The following is a 2,981-nucleotide window of genomic DNA, read 5'->3' on the forward strand; positions in this document are numbered from 1 at the left end:
CCGTGCCGAATGCCAAAGAGGCACGCAAGTCGGTCTTCTACGCCACCGGCTTCATCGGCTACTTCTACATCCTGACCTTCATCATCGGCTTCGCCGCGATCGTGTTGCTGTCGCAGAATCCGCAGTTCTTCAAGCCCGAGGCGCTTGCGGCAGACGGCTCCGTCATTCGGGATCAGTTGATCACCGGGCTGTCGGGCGGCACCAATATGGTGGCCATCAATCTGGCCGAAGCGGTCGGCGGAAACCTTTTCCTGGGCTTCATCTCGGCAGTCGCCTTCGCGACCATCCTCGCCGTGGTCGCGGGTCTGACACTGGCCGGAGCATCGGCGATCTCGCACGATCTCTACGCCAATGTCATCGCGCGCGGTCGCAGCAACGAGACCACCGAGATCCGCGTCTCGCGCATCGCGACCCTCGTGCTCGGTCTGGTCGCAATCGGTTTGGGCATCGCGTTCGAATCCCAGAACGTCGCCTTTATGGTCGGTCTAGCCTTCGCGATCGCAGCGAGTGCTAACTTCCCCGTCCTGGTGGCATCGATCTTCTGGGGCAAGATGACGACGCGCGGGGCGATGATCGGCGGTTTCGCCGGGCTCTTCAGTGCGGTCGGCCTCACGATCGTCTCCAAGGCGGTGTGGGGCGACGTGCTCGGCTTCACGGCGGTCAATGCAGACGGCGTCGCGGTCCCGGTCGGGCTGATCCCGCTCGACAACCCGGCGATCATCTCGATCCCGATCGCCTTCTTCTGCATCTGGATCTTCTCGATCCTCGACAACTCCGAGCGCGCCAAGATCGATCGGGCGGCCTACTTCGCCCAGCGGATCCGTTGCGAAACCGGCATCGGCGCAGAGGGTGCAGCAAGCCACTAAGCGGCGATGAAAACGTAGGATGGGTAGAGCAAAGCGAAACCCATCCTCCCCGCGCTGCGGGGCATTCACAAGACGCCGGGTGTCCGTTGACTTGCCGATGGCAGATCAACGGACACCCGGCGCCTTGCCTATCGACCCCACCTAAGGCCTACTTGGCTGCTCCGAACATTGCCCCGTCGATGTCGACACCCAGCACGCCATCAGCCAAACACCATGCAGCCGCTCTATTTCGATACCGCCGCGACCACCGCGGTTGACCCCAACGTTATCGAGGACATGATCGATGTCCTGCGCAACGTCCCCGGTAACCCCTCTTCGACAAGCCACCCGCAAGGCCGAGATGCGGCACAACGCGTGGAGGCCGCACGCAGCGCGGTTGCCGCGGAGCTCGGCTGCAACGCCGACGAGATCCTCTTCACGGCCGGCGCGACCGAGGCGAACAACCTCGCGCTGCGCGGCATCGCCCTGGCCTATCGCGATCAGGGGCGACACCTGGTCACCTCCGCGATCGAGCACAAGGCCGTGCTCGCCTGCTGCCGAGGTCTGGAGTCCGATGGTGTGGAAACCGCCTACGTGAGGCCGGGTCGCGGCGGATGGGTAACGCCCGAGTCCATCGTCGCGGCCCTGCGTCCGGATACGCTGCTGGTCTCGCTGATGCACACCAACAACGAGACCGGCGTCATGCAGCCGATCGCGGAGGTCGCCGCCGCGGTTGCGCAGGCCGGCGTTCTCTTCCACGTGGATGCGGCCCAAGGCGCGGGGAAATTCGCGATCGACCTCACGCAGACGCCGATCGACCTCCTGTCGCTCTCCGCGCACAAGTTCTACGGTCCAAAAGGCGTCGGCTGTCTCGTCGTGCGCGACCGCCGGCATGTCCGGATTCGCCCGCTCATGGACGGCGGAAGCCAAGAGTATGGACTACGCCCCGGGACACTCGCGACCCATCAGATCATCGGCCTGAGCAGCGCGCTCACCCGCGTTGCGGCACGTCGCGATCAGGATCTCCGACACGTGGCCGCACTCAAACAGCGGTTTCTGCAGCGCCTCGGGGAGGATCTTCGCGTTCACATCAACGGCGACCCGGACCGGACATCGCCCTACATCCTCAACATCTCCTTCGAGGGCGTGCCGAGCGACGCACTCATCAATCAGCTCGCCGAGGAGATCGCGATCGGCTCCGGATCCGCCTGCTCCTCCGGCGCCGTCGAGCCCTCTCACGTCTTACGTGCGATGGGGGTCGAGGAGGGGACGCTTTACGGAGCCGTCCGGATCAGCTTCGGCCGCGACCACACAGAGGCCGAGATCGACCAGGCCGCCGCAGCGGTTCGCCAGGCCATCGCCCGTATTCGCGCCATGGAAGATTAGCCGGCGTCCTCGGGACCGATCTGCGTCCGGACTCTCTCGCGCATCGCCCTGCCGGTATGAGCGAATGAATTCACCCCTACAGGCCTTCCCGGCATCCGCAGGCGGGACGCCTATTCACGGAAATCGCCTCAATCCTCGCCATGGGGGGAAGGCGCCGCAAAGATCGTCAGTTTGAGCTCGGCATCATCGATCAGCCTGAATTCCGGTTTTTTTCCGGACAACCTCTCGCTCTCGATCAGAATGATCGGCACGCCCTCGCCACGCTTATCCATGATGAAGCTCCGCTGACTGCCGGTGGCGTTGACATTCATCGGGCAACGCGCCAGCAAGGAGCTGATCAACTCGTTCCTTGTCGATTGTCGTTCCGAGATGCTCTCGATGGTCATCGTGTTGGGGATCGCACCGGGCGAGAAGATCTCCAGTCGATCCGAAAACAGGTGCAGGCGAATCTTGGAGCCGTAGATGGAGTAATCCCGGTGGGCGACTGCGTTGACCACCGCCTCGAAAACCGCATTCATGGAAAACTGGGGTGTCTCAATTCGATTGGGCGCTTTGATGGCAAAGATTCGCATGTTTCGCTCGACAAACCTGCATGCGCCCAGAATCTGAGTATCCAAGGGTCCGGTGATATCCTGGGTATCCAGTTGATAGGCTGCGTTGCGCTCGGTTCCTCGATAGCACACCGCCTGAATGAATGCGCTGGATAGAAAAGATTCCGGGGCATCCGACGCCATCAAAATGCCGCTGACT

2 protein-coding genes and 1 pseudogene are annotated in these 2,981 nt (G+C 62.8%); 2 read left to right on the top strand and 1 reads right to left on the bottom strand.

Annotation, left to right across the window (positions count from 1 at the left end; all coding sequences use genetic code 11):
• Together actP and GPT33_RS18415 are read left to right on the top strand one after the other, a co-directional pair.
• Nucleotides 1–866, top strand: a pseudogene (gene actP / locus GPT33_RS18410) (cation acetate symporter); the annotation flags it as partial.
• A gap of 213 nt (nucleotides 867–1,079) precedes the next feature.
• Nucleotides 1,080–2,231 (top strand): cysteine desulfurase family protein, encoded by a 1,152-nt coding sequence (locus GPT33_RS18415; protein ID WP_296811999.1) that lies wholly within the window; start codon nucleotides 1,080–1,082, stop codon nucleotides 2,229–2,231.
• 128 nt (nucleotides 2,232–2,359) lie between these two features.
• Here the strand turns inward: GPT33_RS18415 and GPT33_RS18420 are convergent.
• The coding region (locus GPT33_RS18420) for an ATP-binding protein (RefSeq protein WP_296812001.1) at nucleotides 2,360–2,981 on the bottom strand (622 nt) is incomplete at its 5' end.

Origin of the sequence: Thiocapsa sp., assembly GCF_011390875.1 — a bacterium.
Taxonomy (GTDB): Bacteria; Pseudomonadota; Gammaproteobacteria; order Chromatiales; family Chromatiaceae; genus Thiocapsa.

What these genes read in the sequence shown, in the direction of transcription:
- GPT33_RS18415 (WP_296811999.1), top strand. Translation starts at nt 1,080, where the DNA reads ATGCAGCCGCTCTATTTCGATACCGCCGCGACCACCGCGGTTGACCCC.